The sequence below is a fragment of the Actinoplanes sp. NPDC026619 genome, assembly GCF_040638295.1.
Classification (GTDB): domain Bacteria; phylum Actinomycetota; class Actinomycetes; order Mycobacteriales; family Micromonosporaceae; genus Actinoplanes.
Genome location: NZ_JBEZYA010000004.1, coordinates 240,844 through 256,835, shown reverse-complemented (window position 1 = coordinate 256,835; position 15,992 = coordinate 240,844). Strand labels below are relative to the sequence as shown.

The 15,992-nt window shown below is 70.3% G+C and carries 20 protein-coding genes; 14 read left to right on the top strand and 6 right to left on the bottom strand.

Translation table 11 applies throughout. From position 1 onward, the window contains the following. Positions 1-22 precede the first annotated feature (22 nt). From AB0E90_RS11885 to AB0E90_RS11820, 14 genes are all read left to right on the top strand, one after another. Positions 23-622, top strand: a complete 600-nt coding sequence (locus tag AB0E90_RS11885) for a LysE/ArgO family amino acid transporter (RefSeq protein WP_360402962.1) — start codon at positions 23-25, stop codon at positions 620-622. Between the two features lie 46 nt (positions 623-668). Continuing rightward, positions 669-1,706 (top strand): MerR family transcriptional regulator, encoded by a 1,038-nt coding sequence (locus AB0E90_RS11880; RefSeq protein ID WP_360402960.1) that lies wholly within the window; start codon positions 669-671, stop codon positions 1,704-1,706. A gap of 49 nt (positions 1,707-1,755) precedes the next feature. Then, positions 1,756-2,061 (top strand): metalloregulator ArsR/SmtB family transcription factor, encoded by a 306-nt coding sequence (locus AB0E90_RS11875; protein WP_360403338.1) that lies wholly within the window; start codon positions 1,756-1,758, stop codon positions 2,059-2,061. A gap of 102 nt (positions 2,062-2,163) precedes the next feature. After that, positions 2,164-2,307, top strand: a complete 144-nt coding sequence (locus AB0E90_RS11870) for an SRPBCC domain-containing protein (RefSeq protein WP_360403336.1) — start codon at positions 2,164-2,166, stop codon at positions 2,305-2,307. 51 nt (positions 2,308-2,358) lie between these two features. After that, entirely contained in the window at positions 2,359-3,126 is a 768-nt protein-coding gene (locus AB0E90_RS11865; RefSeq protein ID WP_360402958.1) for a methyltransferase, read from the top strand. 36 nt (positions 3,127-3,162) lie between these two features. Continuing rightward, positions 3,163-3,870, top strand: a complete 708-nt coding sequence (locus AB0E90_RS11860; RefSeq protein ID WP_360402956.1) for a carbon-nitrogen hydrolase family protein — start codon at positions 3,163-3,165, stop codon at positions 3,868-3,870. A gap of 556 nt (positions 3,871-4,426) precedes the next feature. After that, on the top strand, positions 4,427-4,936 hold the full coding sequence (locus AB0E90_RS11855) for a hypothetical protein (RefSeq protein WP_360402954.1): 510 nt from the start codon (positions 4,427-4,429) through the stop codon (positions 4,934-4,936). 123 nt (positions 4,937-5,059) lie between these two features. Continuing rightward, positions 5,060-5,503 (top strand): hypothetical protein, encoded by a 444-nt coding sequence (locus AB0E90_RS11850; RefSeq protein ID WP_360402952.1) that lies wholly within the window; start codon positions 5,060-5,062, stop codon positions 5,501-5,503. Positions 5,504-5,541: 38 nt separating this feature from the next. Then, a complete protein-coding gene (locus AB0E90_RS11845) occupies positions 5,542-5,973 on the top strand; it encodes a hypothetical protein (RefSeq protein WP_360402950.1) in 432 nt (143 codons plus the stop codon). Next, positions 5,970-6,653 carry a hypothetical protein gene (locus tag AB0E90_RS11840; RefSeq protein WP_360402948.1) on the top strand — a complete coding sequence of 228 codons (684 nt, stop codon included), beginning with the start codon at positions 5,970-5,972 and terminating at the stop codon, positions 6,651-6,653. Before AB0E90_RS11845 ends, AB0E90_RS11840 begins: the two co-directional genes overlap by 4 nt. 508 nt (positions 6,654-7,161) lie before the next feature. Next, positions 7,162-7,662 carry a hypothetical protein gene (locus tag AB0E90_RS11835; protein ID WP_360402947.1) on the top strand — a complete coding sequence of 167 codons (501 nt, stop codon included), beginning with the start codon at positions 7,162-7,164 and terminating at the stop codon, positions 7,660-7,662. Positions 7,663-7,732: 70 nt separating this feature from the next. Further along, complete coding sequence (locus AB0E90_RS11830; RefSeq protein ID WP_360402945.1) at positions 7,733-8,215, top strand: hypothetical protein; 483 nt, start codon at positions 7,733-7,735, stop codon at positions 8,213-8,215. Next, positions 8,212-8,883: a hypothetical protein gene (locus tag AB0E90_RS11825; RefSeq protein ID WP_360402943.1), complete on the top strand. Its 672-nt coding sequence runs from the start codon at positions 8,212-8,214 to the stop codon at positions 8,881-8,883. Before AB0E90_RS11830 ends, AB0E90_RS11825 begins: the two co-directional genes overlap by 4 nt. A gap of 498 nt (positions 8,884-9,381) precedes the next feature. Continuing rightward, positions 9,382-10,017 carry a hypothetical protein gene (locus AB0E90_RS11820; RefSeq protein ID WP_360402941.1) on the top strand — a complete coding sequence of 212 codons (636 nt, stop codon included), beginning with the start codon at positions 9,382-9,384 and terminating at the stop codon, positions 10,015-10,017. On the opposite strand, the gene AB0E90_RS11815 is transcribed toward AB0E90_RS11820, so the two are convergent. The 6 genes from AB0E90_RS11815 to AB0E90_RS11790 all read right to left on the bottom strand — a co-directional run bounded on the left by AB0E90_RS11815 (position 10,014) and on the right by AB0E90_RS11790 (position 15,903). Then, a complete protein-coding gene (locus AB0E90_RS11815; protein WP_360402939.1) occupies positions 10,014-11,423 on the bottom strand; it encodes a DUF4407 domain-containing protein in 1,410 nt (469 codons plus the stop codon). The genes AB0E90_RS11820 and AB0E90_RS11815 overlap by 4 nt on opposite strands. 60 nt (positions 11,424-11,483) lie before the next feature. Beyond that, positions 11,484-12,125, bottom strand: a complete 642-nt coding sequence (locus AB0E90_RS11810; RefSeq protein WP_360402937.1) for an SIMPL domain-containing protein — start codon at positions 12,123-12,125, stop codon at positions 11,484-11,486. Then, positions 12,122-12,691, bottom strand: coding sequence for a hypothetical protein (locus tag AB0E90_RS11805; protein ID WP_360402935.1), 570 nt, complete (start codon positions 12,689-12,691; stop codon positions 12,122-12,124). The genes AB0E90_RS11810 and AB0E90_RS11805 overlap by 4 nt, the downstream gene beginning before the upstream one ends. A gap of 160 nt (positions 12,692-12,851) precedes the next feature. Continuing rightward, positions 12,852-13,922: a S8 family serine peptidase gene (locus AB0E90_RS11800; protein WP_360402933.1), complete on the bottom strand. Its 1,071-nt coding sequence runs from the start codon at positions 13,920-13,922 to the stop codon at positions 12,852-12,854. After that, on the bottom strand, positions 13,919-15,502 hold the full coding sequence (locus tag AB0E90_RS11795) for a hypothetical protein (RefSeq protein WP_360402931.1): 1,584 nt from the start codon (positions 15,500-15,502) through the stop codon (positions 13,919-13,921). Before AB0E90_RS11795 ends, AB0E90_RS11800 begins: the two co-directional genes overlap by 4 nt. Then, positions 15,499-15,903: a hypothetical protein gene (locus AB0E90_RS11790; protein WP_360402929.1), complete on the bottom strand. Its 405-nt coding sequence runs from the start codon at positions 15,901-15,903 to the stop codon at positions 15,499-15,501. The genes AB0E90_RS11795 and AB0E90_RS11790 overlap by 4 nt, the downstream gene beginning before the upstream one ends. Positions 15,904-15,992 lie beyond the last annotated feature (89 nt).

Below are 15,992 nucleotides of genomic sequence, written 5' to 3'. Positions count from 1 at the left end.
AGCACCCCCTAGCGTCGAAACCGTGCTCACCTCCGCGCTCGCCGGTTTCCTCGCCTCCGCCGTTCTGATCATCGCCATCGGCGCCCAGAACGCGTTCGTCCTGCGGCAGGGCCTGCGCCGCGAACACGTGCTCGCGGTCGTGGCCGTCTGCGCCCTCTCCGACCTGCTGCTGATCCTGGCCGGGATCGGCGGCCTCGGCGCGGTGGTCAGCGCCCGACCGGACGCGATCACGATCATCCGCTGGGTCGGTGCGGCTTTCCTGACGGCGTACGCCATCCTCGCCGCACGCCGCGCAATGCGCCCCGCCCAGCTGAATCCGGCCGAGCGGGCGCCGTCGACGCTCGGCGCGACCCTCCTCACCTGCCTGGCCCTCACCTACCTGAATCCGCACGTCTATCTCGACACGGTGCTGCTGCTCGGCTCGGTGGCGCAGCGGCACCCGCACCGCTGGATCTTCGGGCTGGGCGCGGCCGCCGCCAGCCTGGTCTGGTTCGTCGTGCTGGGCGCCGGCGCGCACCGCCTCGCTCCACTGCTCGCCAAGCCGGCCGCCTGGCGCGTGCTGGACGGCGTAATCTCGCTGCTCATGCTGGGAGTCGCGGGCACCTTGTTGATTGGCGCTTGACTCTCCAGCAGGTCGAGACACCAAGGTCGGCGGGGTGCGAGGAGACATGCGCGGCATCGGCGAGATGGCCCGGGCCAGCGGCCTTTCGGTGAGTGCGCTGCGGTTCTACGACGGGGCCGGGGTGCTGGTGCCGGCCGAGGTGGACGCGGCCACCGGCTATCGCCGATACGCCGACGAACAACTGCGGGCCGCCCGGCTGATCGCCGGGCTGCGCCGGGTCGGCATGCCGGTCACCGAGATCGCGCAGGCGGTCCAGGACCTGAAAGACCCCGATTCGGTACGCCGCCGGCTGGCTCACCACCGGCAACGGCTCGAGGACGGTCTGGCCGATGCCAAGCGTGAACTCCTCCGCATCCACGCCCTGCTCGACCTGGAGGAGAACCTGATGACTCGCATCTCCCTGCCCGCGGCCGCGCTCGCCGCGAGCCTCAACGCCGTCCGTTTCGCCGCCGCCGACCCCGGCGGCCTGCTGCCCGGCGTGCTGTTCGAGACCGGCGACGGTTTCCTGACCCTGGTGGCGACCGACCGCTTCCGGATGGCTCTGGCCACCGTGGCAGCCGACGTCGAGGGGCCACCGGCCCGGCTGATGGTGCCGGTGGCGGTGGTCGACGAACTGCTCGCGCCGGCGCCCGGCCCGATCGTGCTCGACCTGGCCGCCGACGTCATCCGGGCCGAGGTGGGCGGCCGGGTCGTGGACGGCAAACCGCTGCCGGTGGACTTCCCCGACTACCGCCGCCTGGTGGAGCTGACCGAACCGGCGACCCGGGTGACGGTCGATCCGGCGGGGCTGCGCGAGATGCTGGCGGCGGCGCCGCTCGTGCACCGGGAGCACGAAGGTTCGGCGTACACCGTCGTCGTCCTTGGTCTTGATCAGGCCGGAAGCGTGCGTCTGGCGGCCGAGAGTGAGTGGGTCGAGGCCGCGGAGCGGCATGTCGCGGTGAACCGCGAGTTCCTGCTGGAGGCGCTGGACGCCGGCGGGCCGGGGCAGTTGGTGCTGGAGCTGGACGGCCCGATCAAGCCGCTGGCCGTGCGGGTGCCCGGCGACGACTCGCGCTTCTCGATCCTGATGCCGGTTCGCGAGTAGCTCTTGACGTGTCGGAGATTTCCGACGCATTATCAGTGGCGTGCCGGACATGGACGTCTTCGGCGCGCTGGCCAACCCGGTGCGCCGACAACTGCTCGAAGCACTGCGCGACGGACCCCTCCCCGCGGGCGAGCTCGCGGGGAGGTTCGCGCTCAGCCGGCCCTCGGTCTCCGAACACCTCGGCGTGCTCCGGCACGCCGGGCTGGTGACCGAGGAGCCGCGCGGCCGGCATCGGTATTACCACCTGGCCGCCGCGCCGCTCGCCGAGGTCCAGGACTGGCTTGACCCGTTCGAGCGGTACTGGCGGGGCCGGCTCACCGCTCTGCGCGACCTCGTCGAGGGAGAAGACCCATGAGCAGCATCGGGTGCGACCAGTTCATCGCCCGCCCGCCGGCCGCCGTGTGGCGGGCGCTCGCCGAGCCCGACCTGCTGGCCAAGTGGTGGGCAGGACACCACCATCACGTTCCGCCTCGAGGCCGAAGGGGGCGGCACCAGGCTCTTCCTCGTGCACGACGGCTTCGAGCCGGGCTCGGAAGCGCTGATCGGCATGGGCCACGGCTGGCCGGGTCTGCTCGCCCGGGTCGTAGTTGCCATACCGTAACCATGTTTCGAGCTTGAGACAGGTCACAACGGCCTCTGTTGCACAGGTCGGATGGCTACCGTCGCTCAGGTGCGCAGCGGGCAGCAGTTCGGCGACCCAGCCGACTCCACCATGACCGCCGCCGCCTTGGGCGAACGCGCCACCGGCTGGGAGTTCGCCTGGCTGGACGGGCGGCCCGGCGGGCCGTCCTGGTCGTACCCCGACCTGGCCCGCGCCCAGCTGCGCCGGGCCGGCTCACTGCTCGATCTCGACACCGGCAGCGGCGAACTGCTTGTCGAGCTGGCCCCGCTGCCGATGCATACGGTTGCCGTGGAGAGCTTCGCCCGCAACATTCCTGTCGCACGTGACCGGCTCGCCCCCTTCGGCGTGCCGGTCCTCACCGAGCTGCCCGGCGGCGAGGACGAATTCGACGTCGTCCTCAGCCGTCACGGGCGACTCCCCGCCGCCGACATCTTCCGGTTGCTGCGCCCCGGCGGCACCCTGCTCACCCAGCAGGTCGGCAGCGACGATCTGGCCGGTCTCAACTCGGCGCTCGGGGCGCCACCGGCCTACCGTGGGAAGTGGAACGCCGAATTGGCCGTCGCCGCCCTGGAGGAGGCCGGACTTGAGGTCACCGATGTGCGCGAAGAGCGCCCCGCCGTCGCATTCCGCGACGTCGGCGCGGTGGTCCGGCAACTGCGCGACCTCCCCTGGCAGATCCGCGACTTCACCCCTGAGCGGTACGCGGAGACGTTGGGACGTCTCGACTCGTTCATCCGTTTACACGGAGAGCTCACCGTCGCCGCACATCGCTTCCTGGTTCAAGCCGTTCGCAGCTAGCCTCAACCTCCACACCCCCCGAAGGAAGATCGGCCCATGCGCTCCTTGATCGTCGCCGTAGCTCAACCGCGCATAACCTCCCTCGACGTCGCCAAGAACGCCCTCGTGCACGCCTCCGCCGTGCGAGCGGCAGCGGCCCGCGTGGTCGTCTTCCCCGAGCTCTCGCTGACCGGCTACGAGCTGGACGCACCGCTGATCGCCATCGACGACCCACGCCTCGCCCCACTGGTCGCGGCCTGCGCGGCCACCGACACCGTGGCGCTCGTCGGCGCACCGATCGAGGGCCCGCACATCGCGACGCTGGCCGTCGACGGCAACGGGGTCCGGGTCGCCTACCGCAAGCAGTACACGCACACCAGCGAGGAGCGCTTCCGCCCCGGCCCCGGGCCGGAGGTGCTCGAGGTCGACGGATGGCGCCTGGGCCTGGGCATCTGCCGCGACACCGGCATTCCGGCACACGCGGCCGAGACGGCCGCGCTGGGCATCGACGCGTACGTGGCCGGCGTGGTCGACTCGCCGGCCGGCGAGCTGGCGGCGGCCGAGCGGGCCCGGCAGATCGGCGACGCGCACGGGGTGTGGGTGGCGTTCTCGTCCTTCGCGGGACCCACTGGCGGCGGCTACACCGAGACGGCCGGGCGCTCCGGCATCTGGACCCCGACCGGGATGGTGGCGGCCCGCGCCGGGCGCGCGGCGGGCGAGATCGCCCGAGCCACGATGGTGGCCGAGGAACTCGCCCACCTCTGAGCCTGTTTGGCACGCATCCGGCCGGTCGACGCTTCGGTGTCGTGCCGGCCGATGCTTTTCCGGGCGTTGGGTGCCTGTGCCGGATCTTCCGAGTTGCCGGTCCTGACATAGGCGTTAGCCGTATGCATCTTTCAGATGAATCGGCCGACGATCCGGCTAATCCGTTAGAGGGCGCGGGCGTATTTTGACCCTCGGATATCGCGTCGGAGATTCATGTTCGGTGGCTTTAGAGGCTCGTCGAAGCAGAGTCGATCTCTGGGTGCCTTGAGGATGTGGCGCCTCCCTGCTAGCGGCCGTAGCTGCAGGTAGAGGTACCTTCCTCAGGGTCGGCGACGCTTGCGGATCTCGATCATTCGCGTTTGGGGCCACTGTTCGGATTAATTCGGATGGCCGCTTCGAGCTGACCCTGCGTTGCGAATAGGGCGCACGGAAGCCCGATCGCCGTCTGCTGTGGATTCGGTCATCTTTGTCGCAGCGCCGGAACGCCGCCACGGCCCGGCCACACAAATTCGAAGCCGTTAGGCGTGACCTAATCCGTTCCTGGAGGAAATCCCCCATGCGCAAGCTCACCAAGCGTTCCGCCGCCGCCATCACCGCTGCCGTCGTGGCGGTCGGCGGAGCCGGGGCTGCCTACGCCTACTGGTCCAGCACGGGAACCGGGGTTGTGTCCGGAAAGGCCGGCTCGGCCGCACCCCTCACGGTTTTGAAGACGGAACTCGTCGGCACGGTCAATCCGGGCACCAAAGCCGGTGTCGCGTTCAGCGTCAAGAACGAGAACAACTACGCGGTACTGCCCTCCACCCTGACTCTGACCGGCTTCCAGGCCGTCACCTCGGCGGCATGCGACGGCGCGGCAACCTTTCAGCAGGTAGCCAACGCGCCCAAGCCGAGCAACTGGGCCCAGAAGATCGGCAAGGGTGAAACCGTGATTTTCACCTGGAACGACTCGGTGCAGCTCACCGCGAATCCGGATGACGACTGCCAGAACCAGGACTTCAAGTTCACCGTGAACGTCGGAGCCACCAGCGCCGAATCCAGCAGCAGCGACACCATCAAGACGCCGTGAGCCCGCGGGTGGGAGGAGTCTGCTACTCCTCCCACCCGGCAACCTGTCCGATTCGATCAAGAAGGCCAGGGGATGGCTACGAACTCGCGTCGCACAAAGGTCGTCATTGCGATCGTCGCCGGCGTGGCGGCGCTGGCCAACGGCGCCGCGGCGTATGCCTACTGGACCTCGACCGGCCAGGGCGACGCGGCTGGCAAAGCCGGTTCTGTGATCACCCTGAGCGCCTCCGCCAAGCCCATCGACGACGCGCTTCTCTACCCGGGGGTGCAGCGCAATCTGCGGGTGACCATCAAGAACAACAACTCGTTCCCGGTCCTGGTCACCAAGGTTGAGCGGGGCACGGATATGGCCACGCCGGATGCGGCGCACGCGACGGCTGGCTGTGTCCGGACCGGCGTGTCGATCATGAGCCCGACCTACCCCGTTGCCTGGCGCATCGAGCCGAAGACCTCCAAGAACTTCTCCCTCGGTGGGGCCATCGGGATGAGCAACGACTCCGACTCCGCGTGTCAGAGCGCGACCTTCAAGCTGCAGATCGTCGTCACCGGCCAAGCCCAGTCCGCATAACCGCCACGGTCAGGAGGAAAGTCGTGAAAAGGTGGTTGATGATCGGCGCCTTGCTCTGCGGCCTCAGCGCCCTCAGCGGCGGAATGCCGACCGCACAGGCCCTCACCCTGACCGGGCACAGCGGCAACGGCTACCAAGATTTGGGCATCTCCGGGACGCCGGTGCAGGACCTCCATCCCGGCGCGGTCCGGCAGATCCAGGTCACCTTCACCAACCCCAATACGTTCCCGATCAGCGTCTACTCCGTCCGGGGCGAGCTGACCGCGACGTCGAAGCGCGGCTGTCGTGCGACGCGCGTCAACCTCGAGGTCCGTGACTATCGGGGGAAGCTGCCGGTCACCGTTCCGGCACGGAGCCGGCGTAGCGGCGGCACGATCGACACGTTCATGCCCAACTCCGTCGCACAGGCCTGCGAGAACACGGCGTTCACGATCAAGTTGACCGGCAAGGCCACGAAGGCGGGACGATGAAGCGGGGAGTACGCACGAGCGTTCTCGTGCTCGGCGCGACCGCCCTGCTCGCTGCAGGCGGCGCGGTGACCGCTTGGGCGAACTGGACCACCGGCAGCAACGCGCAGGTGACCGTCGGCGGCGCCACGCTGCCGGCCATGGCAGCACCGCAAGCGACCCTCGCCGGTACCCACCCCCGGATCAGTTGGAGCGCACCGACGACGAACGTGCCGATCACCGGCTACGCCGTGGTGCGCACCTCGAACGCAGGCGCCGTCGTTGCGTGCACGGTGGCGGTCACCACGAGCAGTTGCACTGACAACGCGGCGGTGGGCGGGACCACCGTGCGCTATCGGGTGCGGGCCACGCTCGGCGCAGGGTGGGCCGGACCGGACAGCCCGCAGAGCGGCGAGGTCACGGTTCCAGCGGTGGCCACCCTTCCGGCCCGCACGGCAGCCCAGGGGCCGGCGCCCGCTGTCGCGACGACCGCCCCGACAGTGAAGGCGGACGGAACAGCAGCAGCCGTTGCACCGAAACCGCCCCTCGCCGAAACGTCCACCGGCGCGGCGGCCACCACCACGACCGCACCGGCTGCGGAGAAGCCGACCGAGGCCACGACGACCGCTCCGGCGGTTGCGCCGACGACCACCGCACCGGCGGACGAGCTGCCACTGACCGCGACCGCAACCGCGGGTTCGTGAGCGGCGTCCGGCAACGATCGAGCCCCCGGCGAGGTCCCGCGCCGGGGGCTCGATCCATTTGACTCCTCCGGCATCCGCCGTCGACAGAGGCATGGCGTGCATGCATCTTTCAGCCGAATTGGTCGTCGATTCGGCTGATTCTGTGCTGTCCGAGTCGTTGTTTCCGGCTTCGAATATCGATGGGAAATCTGCCCGAAATTTCGCCTCGGTGCCGTCCGGCAACCGGGGACTCGGCTTGGCCAGGACTCCGGTTAGAAGGCATTGCCGCAGGTGGTTGATGGTTTGTCAGGATCGCTGACCGCTGTCCGGATCGGCTGCGAGCGGTGTTTGAGATCATCCGAACGGCCAGTCACTGTGGTCTCAGCGGTCTCACAGGTAACACGTACGCCCTATCGCCGTGGGTTCTTGTTTGGGGAATCTTTTTCGCAACGCCGGAGTGCCGCCACGACCGGCTACGCGCATTCGAAACCGAATGCTGACCCCCTCACCGTTCCCGGAGGAAAGACCCATGGGTAAGAACAGCAAGCGTTCCGCTGTCGTCGCCGGCGTTGCGGCCGTCATCATCGGCGGCGGGGCCGCGGCTTGGGCCTTCACCGGCTGGACCGTTGGCGGTACGGGTACGGCCGATGCCGACGCGTCGAAGATCATCCCGTTGACCGCTACGGCTTCGCTGGGCTCGAACATCTACCCGGGCAAGGTCACGACCATCACCATGAAGGTCACCAACCAGAACGACTTCAAGGTCAAGCTCACCGGGAGCATCAGCCCGACCGCGTTCACGGTCAGCGGCGCGAACACCGCCGCCGAGAACACCACCTGCTACAACGCCCTGATCGCGAACGCTGCCACCGTGGTCACCGCGACGAACTTCCCGGGTACGCCGGAGATCGCGAGCGGCGCGGTGAATGCCTCGGTGGATTCGAACGTGACCATCGGCGACCTGCCGCAGTCCTGCGCCGGTCTGCACATCCAGGCGTCCTACACCTTCACGGCCACGCAGCTCGCCTGACCAGGACCTGCCCGGGGGTGAGGCGGACCGGACGCCGCTTCACCCCCGGCACCTCAACCTTGGGACTCCGATGCTGAAGAAGTGGTGGACCCCGCTCGCCACCCTCGTCATGCTGGCCGGGCTCCTCGTGGTGGCCACGACGGACCAGTCGCCGGCGGCCGAGGACACCATGGTCATGGTCGGCGGCCGGGGCGGCCACGAGCATGGCGGGCCGTTGTATTTCACCCTTACCGCCGGCTCGGTGCACGGGCTCTACCCCGGCAAGGTCAAGCAGCTGAGGGTCACCGTGAACAACCCGATGGGATACCGGCTCCGCCTGCAGCAGTTGGCCGGGCGGGTCACCTGGTCGTCCCGCCGCGGGTGCCCGGCGACCTCGGCCAGTCTGCAGGTCAGGCCGTACACCGGCCGGCTCCCGGTGCTGATCTCGGCGCACGGCCGCACGACCCTCACCGGCACGCTCCCGATCCTGATGCCCTCGGGCACCTCGGAGAAGTGCGCCGGCGCGCATTTCCGGATCACGATCTCCGGCATGGGTTACCGGGTGGACCGATGAGGCGCTACACGAAGCACCTGGCCGGCGCCACGCTGGTGCTTGCCCTCAGCGCAGGTGGCACGGCGCTCGCCGCCGCCAACGGCTGGACGGTTCCCAGCACCGCGCTGATCAGCGCGAAGGTGGCCAAGATGCCCCGCGGCGTGACGCCGAGCGCGGCCAGGCAGAGCGGCACGGCCGTGGTCAGCTGGAGCGCTCAGGAGATCACCGACGGCGTCCGGATGGATCACTACGTCGTCACCGCGCACAGCATCGACGACCCGCCGCTGCCGGACATCACGCGGACGATCGAGGCGACCGGCGGCACGGCCGAGACGGTCGCCTTCACCGCGGCCGAACTGGCCGGGGGTAAGTGGTACTGGACGATCGCGCCGGTCTACCGGAACTGGACCGGGGCGGAGAGCGGCAAGAGTCAGCGGCTCAACTTCCCCGGCACCCCGCCGGCCCGGCCGGCCAGCACCGATCCGGCCGCGGAACCGACGGCGGCGGCCCCGGCCGGCATCGCGCCGACCACGCCGACCGCGCCGAACCAGCCGGCGACCACCACACCGGCCACGACGTCGCCGGTCACGACCGAAACGACCGAGCCTGCCGACCCGGTCACGACCGCGACGACGACGGCGCCGGCCGGCGAGCCGACGCCGGGCGACACCGCGACAACTGGTTCTTGACTCGGCCATTAATGGTTGAGCCCCCGGCGAGGTCCCGCGCCGGGGGCTCGATCTATTCGTTCGGCGCGTACGGATTAGCCCGAGCGGAGTGGTTGTTTCGGAGGGGCCGCGCGGGTATGGACGGCGGAAGTTATCCGGTTTCGTCGGGGCAGGACTCAAGCCGTACCGGAAATGAATTGTCCTCGGCAACCTCGGCCTGACCACCGTGGATTTGACTCAGCCGCCCCCGGTGGCGGGCCGGTGTGTTGGCCGAACCGGCCGTAGGGTATGTCTTTGCTGGTCAGAGTGTTTGAGGGAGTCGTCCCCCGTTGGGGTTAAGCCGGTCAGTCGCACCTGTGCGATGTATCCGCGCACAACGGCGAACGGAATCCCGATCGCACTACCGGCGGTCGTCAGGGAACGTTTAATAACCAGCCCCTGTCGGTCCGAGAAGGAGGAACGCGCCCGCATGCGATTGTTCAGCAGTCGGCACGCCGCACTCATTCTTGAGTTGCTCTCGTGAAACGCCTCGACTCACTCGTCCGGCGGCGGGACGAGTCCACCAAGAATGAACCGGACCCGTCCGGGCACATCGAGTTGAGCCCGGCCGATCACGAGGAGCCGACCTGGGAGGTGCGTCCCACCGAGGTGCGCCGGCGTCGGCTCGACGGGCGTACCCGGGTGATCCTGTCCATCGCGGCGGCCGCCGCGGTCGTCGTGAACGCCGGCGCCGCCTGGATGTATTGGCAGGTCACCGACTCGGAGACCGGGCACGCGAACACCGGCGTCGCGATCGAGCTCGCGCTGCGTGCCCGCTCGGACCTCAACCGTCCGTTGCTGCGCGGGCAGGACGGCAGTCTCACCGTGACGGTAACCAACGATACCGACCACCCGATTCGGATCACCTCGGTCGCGCCGGGCGCGGGCAACATCGTGGCCGACACCGAGCATCGGGACGCGGGCTGCCGGGAGACCCGGGTCGAGCTGACCGGCGGCCGCTTCCCGGTGCTGTGGGAGGTGCCGCGCAACACGATCGGCGCGTTCACGATTCCGGCCGCGTTGACCATGCGGTCCGATGCGGCTGCGGCCTGCGACGGCGGGACGTTCACGGTGCCGGTCCAGGTCTCCGGGGTGCGGCTGGAGGCGATGCCTTAGAGCCCGCGGTAATGCCGGCTCGATCGGTCGGAGTGGAACACCTCCGCGTCCTCGTCGATGATCACCGGCGTCCGGAGCGCGCGGCGGTGCCGTCCGTTGCGGGCCGGTTCCCGCTCGTCACTGTCCGGATCGGGCTCCAGCAACTCGCCGTGCACGGGGCGGTAGTGCCGGCCACGGTGGGCGGTCAGCTTGCGCACCGCCTCCGGCAGCACCACCACCGAGGTGCGCAGGACGGCGCCGGCCCGTTCGGCTGCCTCACGGGCGACCTGCTCGTCGTGGACCGCGGTCTCGATGCCCTCGGTCACCACTTTCGCCATGGCCACGCCGTACGACCGGGCGTCCTGGATTTCCCGTTCGTGCAGCAGCAGCGCCTCGTGCTCACGGCGCCGGGCGATGCGGGCCTCGTTGCGTTCGTAGGCGTTGCCGCGGGAGACGAACTTGAGCCCGACGGCCGCGCAGTCGAGCGCCACCAGCAGCAGCGTGATGCCCAGGTAGAAGATGCCGACGCCCCAGAAGTCGCTGGTCACCAGGCGCCACATCGCGGCGGTGCGGGCACCGAAGCCGGCGTCGGAGCGGACCGCGGTGTTGTTGACCTCGCGCTGGTCGGAGATCTGCCGGGACAGCTCGGCCTGTTCCTCGGCGCGGGCGTCGCGGGCCGAGCGCTGGGTGTCGAGAAGCGTCCCGGCCTGCCGGTCCAGCACCGCCGCCTGGTCGTCGAGCCCGCGTGAGCGCCGCACCAACTGGTCGCAGTAGCCGCCGGGCGGGCAACCACTCGAGCGGGACACCCCGTCCCCGGCCGAGTCGTCGATCGCCTGCTGGTAGAGCGTGCGGGCGTCGCGGCGTTTCTGCGCGGCACGCTCGCTGAGGTCGTGGATCGCCGCGTCGTCGGCCGCGGTCTCCTGCTTGAGCTGGTTGAGCCGGGTCGTCCAGGCGCCGACCACGCCGTCCTTGTCGATCTTGGTGAGCTGCTGGTTGTGCACCTCGTTGAGGCGGGCATCGATCTCACCCTGATAGCGGGCGAGCATCAGCGGCTCGGTGATCAGCACGGCGAAGAGCAGGGCCAGCCCGAGGCGGCCGAGGTACAGGCCGGCGGTGGGCTTGCGGAGGAACTCGTGCGGATCGATGGACTCCAGCTTGTCGTAGCTGATGCCGACCCGGCCGACGACGGCCCGGTCGTAGGCGACCACGCCGGCCGCGATCATCGGGCCGACCAGCCAGCGGTACCACGGCTGCTGGTAGTTGGAACTGGCATCGATGAACGCGGCGCCGCCGACCGTGGCGTACAGGAAGTAGAGCAGGACGAAGACGCCGATCGCGGAGTAGAGCACGCGGTCGGTGTGCGTGATCACGCTGTCGGGATTGACGTTCGCCACCCTCAGCAGGACGTCTCGGCGACCCTTCGGCATGTTGCCGAGTCTTGCCGATCATTCCCGACCATGCGGATGAAACCGAATTTTACTTGTTTTTCACGACAGGACGGGATCGGTGATCGTTACCCGGACGATCACTGACGCCTGCACCGTCTGCACCTGTGGATCCAGCTCCAGGACTGCCGCCCCATCCGCCGCCATCGCCCCTCGAGCCATCAGCGGCTGGAAGCCCCCGCCCCCGCCGATCTCGTCGGAGATCTCCACCAGGCGGTCGATCCGGCTCCCGACGGCCGCTGCGTATTCCCGGGCTCGGTCCAGCGCGTCGGCGATCGCCGCTCGGCGCACCTCGGCGCTCGCTGTGCTGCCCCGGCGCAGCTGCCACCACGGCCCGGAGATCGACGCCTGCTCGAGGCCGGCCAGCCGGGGCAGCATCTCACCGAGCGCCGCGAAATCGGTCACCGTCACCGTGGTGCCGACGTTTCCGGTCCAGGCCGCGGGGCGCTCGCTTCCCCGCTTGAAGTCGGGAAAGACCTGCACGCCGCTGGTCTCCCGGCGCTCGATCGACTCGCCGTAACCATCGAGGGCGGCGCGCAGCACGGCGGCCCGCTCGGTGAGATGGGCCAGCACCGCATCCTTGTCCCGGCCGCGCGCCGTCACCGTCACGGAGAAGATGGCCTGCTCGGGTGGGACCTCGCGGATCGCCTCGCCGCGGACCACGATCGTCGGCTGCATGCTCATGATGGCGACGCTAGGCCATCGCGGCCGTGACCGGCCAGCGCCGCGAACGCCTCGCGAGCATCGGCCACGACCCGGTCGGCGTCGGCGGCGGTGAGGCCCCCGGCCACCTCGGCCCGGTCGGCCCGGCCGCCCCGCACATGCAGCCGGAACAACTCCCGCGGCCCGGTGATCACCCGAGCGGCCGGCGGCTGCTCGACCGACTCGTCGATCAGCCGGGATGCCTCGGCGATCCGCCCGCGAGCGTTACCGACGAAACCGTCGTCACCGGGCGTAGGTTGCTTGATGACAACTATTGATGACGGATGGTGATCATAACGACGCAGGATGAACGGCACGAGGGCCGCCTTCGCCCGCGCGCTCGTCACCGCCTCGAGCAGGCCCGCCGCCACCCGGATCGGGCCCAGGGCAACCCACCAGCCCGGGTGCAGGCCGAGGTCGACGACGGAGCCCACCGCATCGACCACGGCAAATGCCGTGCCGGTGCGATCCGGGCCGGCGATCCGGTCGAGTCGTGGCGGTCGGCCTCCCCCTCGGGCCTGCACCGCCAGCAGCTCAACCTCGGACACGAATCGACGTGCGTCCCCGGACCGCGCGTCGTCACGTTCTGATTGGACAGACGAAAACACCGAAGATCCCCCCGATCTCAGCGGCACTGAGAGTAACGCACGGCCGGGCACGCATTCGACCCCCGGCTGCGTACGGTTCGTGCCAACTCTCCGCTGTTGATCAGGTCCTTCGGCGCGTCCTCACGATCATGACGGCGGCCACCCCGACCACCAGCAGCGCGACGCCGATCGCCGCCATCAGCAGCGCGGGAATGCCCTGGCGGGGAGCGTCCGGAGTGGAATCGGGCGGCCGGGCCACCACCGCGGCCGACGACGGGCTGACGGCGGCACGCGGTGCGGTCAGCGCGGCGATCAGGTTGAGCTCCCCGTACCCGTAGTAGTCGTCCCTGCCCTTCTCGCCACGGTCGGTGGCGGTCGTGGTCAGTCGCTGCGCCACCTCGGTTGCCGACATGTCCGGGTACCGCGCCCGGATCAGCGCGGCCGCTCCGGCCACCAGCGCGGACGACGAGCTGGTGCCGTCGGCCAACGCATATTTCCCGCGCGGCACCGCGACCGGAATGTCGGTTCCGTAGGCGACCAGGTCCACCTCGGGGCCATGGTTGGAGAACTTGGCGATCTTGCCGGCCCGGTCGATCGCGCCGACGGCGAGCACCCCGGGCAGCGTGGCCGAGCGGTTGGCCTCGGTGTTGTCGTTGCCCGCGCCGGCCACCAGCACCACGTCGGCGGCGACCGCCTCGTCGACCGCCGCCCGCAGCGCATCGCTCGAGTCCAGCCCGAACGACATGTTGATCACCTTGGCGCCGTGCTGGACGGCCCACCGGATGCCGTCCGCGACCAGCACCGCGTCGGCGATCGGCCGGATCGGCATGACCTGGCTGCGGGGCGCGATGCCGAGCAGCCCGTCGCCGCTGCCGTGCCCCCGGCCGGCGATCAGCACGGCGATGCCGGTGCCGTGCCCGCCGCTGTCCACGTCGTCGTCCGCGCTGTCCAGGGCCGTGTTCCGCCCCGGCACGGTGGCGCCGGTCAGGTCCGGGTGGCGGGTGTCGACGCCGGTGTCGATCACCGCGACGATCACCCCCGCGCCGCCCTTGCCCAGCTCGGCGGCCTGAGCGGCCTTCATCGCCGAGAGGTGCCACTCGCGGTCGCGCTCGCGGTCGGCCCGCGCCGGCGCCCCGGTCACCAGCACGGCGAGCAGGGCGGCCGCGAGTGCGGCGGCACCGCGTCGGATCACCCGCGCCGGCCGATCACGTTCGGGCCGGGGTCGTTCCGGGGATCGTCATCGGGCGGGAGGATGACCGGGTCGACGCCCTCGGCGACCGCCCACGGGTTGTCCGGGTCGAAACCCTGCGAGTCGTCGCCACGGGCCCGGCGGTTGTTGCGGCCGGGCGCGCCGGCCATGCCGGCCGGGTTCGCGGCGGCGCCGGCCCGGCGGTTCGGTCCGGCTTCGTCTTCGGGCAACCACGACGGCCTGGGTACGCGACTGGAACTGCTCCCGCCGCGCGCGCCCTCGGTGCCCTCGACCCGGCCGGCCCGGCCCCGGACTCCGCCCCCGGCCCTCCCGCGAGCGCCACCGCCCACACCGCCGGCTCCCCCGCGAGCGCCGCCGCCGACACCGCCGGGTGCGCCGCTGGGATTGCCGGCGCGGCCGCTGGGATTGCCGGCGCGGCCGCTGGGATTGCCGGCGCGGCCGCTGGGATTGCCGGCGCCGCCTCGACCGGTCTCCGACTCGCCGATAACTGAGCCGGAGGGACGGGCCGCGCTGGACGGGCGTGGCGCACCGGATGAGCCGGCGCCGCGTGGCAGCCGACTGGCGCCAGGGGTGATCGGCCCACCGCCACCGGTGGGCAACAGGCCGGGAAGGAGCGGGTTGCCGCCGCCACCGCCACCGGTGGTCGGCAGGCCGGCATTGCCGCCTCCCGGGAGACCGATCGACTCGCCCGGCACGATCGGGGGCTGACCGGGGTTGATCACACCGGCCAGGTCGGGACCGCCACCCGTGCCACCGCCACCGCCGCCGCTGCTTCCGGTCGGGGTGCTGATCCCCGTCCCCCCGCCGCCGACCGCGCTGCCGCCGCCGGACCCGCCGCCGGACCCGTCGCCGGGGTTGTCGTCTCCGCCGCCGGCGCCCCCGTTGTCGGGGATCGTCGGGTCCTGGCCCGGGAGCGGCGGAACCGGGTCGTGCGGCACCACGGCTTCGATGCCCCGGCCGCTTCCGGTGATCTTGCTGCCGTTGCCGCCGCCGTTGTTCGGGTTGCTGGGGTAGGTCAGGTCGTTGTTCTCGTTGCTGATGACCAGTTCGTACTGCTCTGGGACCTTGAGCTGCACGACCGCGTCCTCGACCGCGCGCTCGGCGGTGATCATGGCGGTGCGGGCCTTCTCGTCGATCTCGTCCTCGGCGTCGTCCCACCAGCTCGGCACGATGTCGTTGTGCTTGTCCTGGTATTTCTCCCAGAGCGGCTGAATCGTGGTCTTGGCCGTCTGGATCGCGTTCAGGATGTTGTCGAGACCGCTTGCGGTGGTGTCGGCATCGGCCGAAGCCGTGTCCAGCCGCTTGATCAGGATGTCGAGCTCGGTGACGAAGGCCGCCGCCGACTCGTTGTCCTCCGGCGGCCAGGCCGCGACGAGGTCGGCGCGGGCGGACAGCAGCGCCGCCCGCTGGCTGCGCACCGAGCCGGCCAGCGTGCGCCAGGCACTCACCTGGGAGCGACCGGTCGCGTCGTCCTCGTTGGCCACCATGCCCCACAGGCGGGGCGTGTTGTAGGCCCCCCAGTTGGTGCACCAGCTGCTGGTCAGGACCTGGTCGCCGCTCACACCGCCCGCCTCGTGGTCGGGTGGCCGTCGAGCTCGGCGCGCCGCTGCTTGGACTCGTCGACCGCGGTGGCGAGCAGGTTGTAGATCTCCGAGGCGCGCTGGGCGGCCCCGCCGTCGGTGTCGTCCATCGCCTTTGCCACCTTGGCCGCGGCCGCGGCCAGCACGTGGGCGGCATCCAGATAAGCCACCACGTTTTCGGTCGAGGCCCGCAGGCTTTCCCGGTAACGCTCCTTGGCGGCATGCACGGCGCCACTGGCGTTGCTCGCCCCGAAGGCCACCCCGGCGGAGAGATCGACGCTCGCGCGCGAATAACCGCTCCCCAGGGTGCCAGTGGTGTCGCTCTGCACCTGATCGGAGAACTTGTTCAGCCCGTCGGTCTCGACGCGCACCCCGTCAGCCACGATCGCCTCCCCGCAGCGGCGTAGTCGGTCAACGCCCCTGAGGGTAGCGACGCTCGTCGACATGAGAAACCCCGTAGGTCACGGGGCGA

What these genes read in the sequence shown, in the direction of transcription:
- AB0E90_RS11880 (WP_360402960.1), top strand. Translation starts at nt 669, where the DNA reads ATGCGCGGCATCGGCGAGATGGCCCGGGCCAGCGGCCTTTCGGTGAGT.
- AB0E90_RS11875 (WP_360403338.1), top strand. Translation starts at nt 1,756, where the DNA reads ATGGACGTCTTCGGCGCGCTGGCCAACCCGGTGCGCCGACAACTGCTC.
- AB0E90_RS11865 (WP_360402958.1), top strand. Translation starts at nt 2,359, where the DNA reads ATGGCTACCGTCGCTCAGGTGCGCAGCGGGCAGCAGTTCGGCGACCCA.
- AB0E90_RS11860 (WP_360402956.1), top strand. Translation starts at nt 3,163, where the DNA reads ATGCGCTCCTTGATCGTCGCCGTAGCTCAACCGCGCATAACCTCCCTC.
- AB0E90_RS11855 (WP_360402954.1), top strand. Translation starts at nt 4,427, where the DNA reads ATGCGCAAGCTCACCAAGCGTTCCGCCGCCGCCATCACCGCTGCCGTC.
- AB0E90_RS11845 (WP_360402950.1), top strand. Translation starts at nt 5,542, where the DNA reads ATGATCGGCGCCTTGCTCTGCGGCCTCAGCGCCCTCAGCGGCGGAATG.
- AB0E90_RS11840 (WP_360402948.1), top strand. Translation starts at nt 5,970, where the DNA reads ATGAAGCGGGGAGTACGCACGAGCGTTCTCGTGCTCGGCGCGACCGCC.
- AB0E90_RS11835 (WP_360402947.1), top strand. Translation starts at nt 7,162, where the DNA reads ATGGGTAAGAACAGCAAGCGTTCCGCTGTCGTCGCCGGCGTTGCGGCC.
- AB0E90_RS11830 (WP_360402945.1), top strand. Translation starts at nt 7,733, where the DNA reads ATGCTGAAGAAGTGGTGGACCCCGCTCGCCACCCTCGTCATGCTGGCC.
- AB0E90_RS11825 (WP_360402943.1), top strand. Translation starts at nt 8,212, where the DNA reads ATGAGGCGCTACACGAAGCACCTGGCCGGCGCCACGCTGGTGCTTGCC.
- AB0E90_RS11815 (WP_360402939.1), bottom strand. Translation starts at nt 11,423, where the DNA reads ATGCCGAAGGGTCGCCGAGACGTCCTGCTGAGGGTGGCGAACGTCAAT.
- AB0E90_RS11810 (WP_360402937.1), bottom strand. Translation starts at nt 12,125, where the DNA reads ATGAGCATGCAGCCGACGATCGTGGTCCGCGGCGAGGCGATCCGCGAG.